Here is a 2,443-nt window from a genome sequence, read left to right as displayed (position 1 = left end):
GGTGCTGCTGGCGGGCGCGGCCGAGGCGGCACCGGAGATGGCCGGAGCGGTCGCCGGGTCCAGCGTCGGCTGGATCAGCCGCAGGTTGCCCGCAGGGTCGGGGAGCACGACGTCGGGCTTGCGGTCACCGGTGAGGTCGCCGAAGACCGGCATGCTGCCCGGCTTCCACGGCGCGTAGAAGGAATAGGCAGCGGGCTGGCTGTAGTTGCCCGCGTTGTCCTGCGCCTGGACGTACAGGGTGTTGGCACCCCAGGTGCCGGGGGTGTAGGCGAAGGTGTTCGAGGCGGCGGTGGCCGCCACGATGCCGGTGTCGACGTTGTTGGCGGAGTCACCGCAGTGCCAGTTGGTGACCGGGCTCGGGTTGGCGCTCCAGCGGTAGCAGGCGAGGCCGGACGCCCTGGTGCCGGTGGACGGCACGGGGTCGGTGCCGGTGATGGTGAACGTGCCGGTGTCGGTGTTGAACTTCGTCGGTGAGGGGTTCTGCGTGCCCGACGGCGGGAAGTCGAGGGAGCTGACGCTCACCGACGGCGGGGTCTTGTCGACCCGGAAGTGGCATCCGGAGGTGTTGCCGGACGAGAGCCCCCAGGCGCTGCCGTCGGTGTCGGAGGCCTGTGCGTTCCAGCCGTACTGGTGGCCGTCGGTCAGGGAGCCGACGGCGACGCTGACGCCGTTGGGGTTGGAGCTCCCGGCCCAGCCGCTGTTGCCGGTCCAGCTGAAGGTGCTGTCGTCGTTGTCCCACAGGTTGAACGTGGTCAACAGGGGCAGTCCGGCCGGGGACCAGTTGTTGACGGTGAGACTGATGTTCTGGCCGGCGCCGACCCAGTACGGCTGAGTGCTCGACTCGCACGGTGCGGTTGCGCCGGTGTTCGCCTGAAAGGGCGCAGGACTGGTGCGCGGAGAGGAAACGACCGGCGCGATGTCGTAGTTCGTCGTGATGGTGGGGTTGGTGGAGAGGTGGTGCCGCATGGCATCGTCGGTCTCGTCAGCTGCGGCGAGCATCAGCGTCCAGTTGCTCCAGCCGGATGCGACAGCCGTCTTGATGATGCTGGTGACGTCGAGGTTGACCTGCCCGTTGCCGGTGAAGGACGGCGACGACGATACGTACCGGCAGTGCGACCCGGGCGAGCTGTCGGTCCCGCAGGGCTGGTTGTTCCAGGTCGTGCCCGACCCGATGCCACCGCTGTCGTAGACCTGCATGACCGTCGATCCGCGGGGGTTCGAGGCAGCCGTGGCCTGCAGGGACAGGGTGGAGTCGTGGATGACCGGGCTGGAGGCTCCGGACGGCGGGTTGAGGAGCGCCGACGGCGTGCCGATCTGGTAGTAGACGCGCTGACGGCCGGTGCCGGTGCAGTCACCGTAGTCGCAGTAGCCGAACCCGAGATCGCTCATGCCACTGGTGTAGGTGTAGCTGGGATGGAACTCCTGGACCTGGGCGTAGGCCTGGGTCTGGCCGGTCGCGGCGATCGTGGGGTCGAGGTACCAGGGGCCGGTGCCCTTGCCGAAGGTCTGCGGGTCCGGGGTGAGGGTCAGGCTGCTGTTGTCGGCGGTGATGCCCATCGGGGACTGGTGAGCCTGTTCGCCCGGCGCCTCGGCGCTGGAGGCGGGCTCGGCGGTCACCTGTGCCGTGCGCGGCGCGGCCACTGTCGAGCGGCTACTGACCGTCGGCTGTGCGCTCGATGTCGCCTGGACCGGCAGGGTTGAGTCCCATTGGAGGGGCGGGGGCGCGGCCAGCCGGACGCGACCATTGGTGTCCTTGGCAGTCAGGTTCCCGGCATCGTCCGCTGAGATGTTCAGACCCTCGGCCTTGACCGGGAAACGCAGACTCTTCAGCCGAGGGTCCGCGGCGGCGGCTGCTGTGCGGACGATGATGACGTCACGCCAGCCTCCCGCCGGCAGCGCGGTGACCTGAAGGTCCACATCCGGCAGCATGTTGGCGTAGGTCGCGCTGGCACCGTCGAGTGTCGGCGTGGGCAGTGTGAAGGGAGCGCTGACTGCGAGTTTCCTGCCGTCGGCTGTGGTGACGGTGGCCATCGGGCCACTGCCACCGCCCGAGATCGCCAGGCCGGTGGAGCTGACGGCCGGGCTCAGCGTTCCGTCCACGTTCTTGTGCAGCGTCGCGTCCAGATCCGCCCACGTCCCATTGCGCTTGGTGCGCACCGGCTGGATGCGGTCGACGGTGGTCAACGTCCCGTCCGGGTTGACCTGTGTCAACGCCGTCTCGGTGGTCAACGCGTCGACCGCTGCGGGCTTCCCGGTTGCCTTGGCCACCGCCCGCGCATCCACGATCCCCTGCTGCTCAGGGGTGAGCGTCGGCTTGCTGCTGGGGACCGGAACAGAGGTGGACGTCGGAGCGGTCGCCGCCTGGGCGAGCGGCGCGCCCAGCATCCCCAGGACCAGGGCGCCGGTGGTACCCAACGCCCCCAGGCCGGAGAGTCGTCTGCTG

At 69.4% G+C, this 2,443-nt stretch carries 1 protein-coding gene; it reads right to left on the bottom strand.

The genetic code is table 11. The features are described 5' to 3' along the window. Positions 1–2,415, bottom strand: a 2,415-nt coding sequence (locus UK12_RS32255) for a VCBS repeat-containing protein (protein WP_045306766.1), incomplete at its 3' end; no start/stop codon positions are given. Positions 2,416–2,443: the final 28 nt, after the last annotated feature.

This window comes from Saccharothrix sp. ST-888 (assembly GCF_000955975.1).
Classification (GTDB): Bacteria; Actinomycetota; Actinomycetes; order Streptomycetales; family Streptomycetaceae; genus Kitasatospora.
This window is presented reverse-complemented; position numbering and strand designations above follow the sequence as displayed.